Genomic DNA, 752 nt, shown 5'->3' with positions numbered 1-752 from the left:
GTGTACAGCTTCGGCGCCGGCCACAACGAGGGCAGCGCCGGGATGCGGAACCTGCTCGGCGGCAAGGGCGCCAACCTGGCCGAGATGGCCTCGATCGGACTGCCCGTCCCGCCCGGCTTCACCATCACGACAGAGGTCTGCACCTACTTCTACGACCACGGGAAGAAGTATCCGGACGTCCTCGATGACGCCGTGACCGCCGCACTCGCCCGCATCGAGGAGGCCGTCGGCCTCAAGTTCGGCGACACGGAAAAGCCGCTGCTGGTCTCCGTCCGCTCCGGCGCGCGCGTCTCCATGCCGGGCATGATGGACACCGTGCTGAACCTCGGCCTCAACGACCAGACGGTCGAGGGCCTCGCCAAGGCCAGCGGCGACGAGCGCTTCGCCTGGGACAGCTACCGCCGCTTCATCCAGATGTACGGCTCGGTCGTGCTCGACGTGGACCATCACCGCTTCGAGGAGATCATCGAGGACGTGAAGCTCGACCGCGGCGTCGCCGAGGACACCGCGCTCACAGCCGCCGACTGGCAGGACGTCGCGATGGGCTTCAAGACCGTCGTCGCCGACGCCACCGGCGAGGCCTTCCCGCAGGACCCCAAGGCCCAGCTCTGGGGCGCGATCGGCGCCGTCTTCGGCTCCTGGATGAACGCCCGCGCCAACACCTACCGCCGCCTGAACGACATCCCCGCGAGCTGGGGCACTGCGGTGAACGTGCAGGCCATGGTCTTCGGCAATATGGGCGAAGACTGCGC

General features: G+C 68.4%; 1 protein-coding gene. It reads left to right on the top strand.

Features of this window, described 5'->3' with window-relative positions; translation table 11 throughout:
- Window positions 1-752 (top strand): PEP/pyruvate-binding domain-containing protein (locus AC1DWF_RS34000; RefSeq protein ID WP_476842892.1); only part of this gene is annotated, 752 nt, incomplete at both ends.

The sequence above is a fragment of the Aminobacter sp. P4_D5 genome (assembly GCF_056401815.1).
This window is presented reverse-complemented; position numbering and strand designations above follow the sequence as displayed.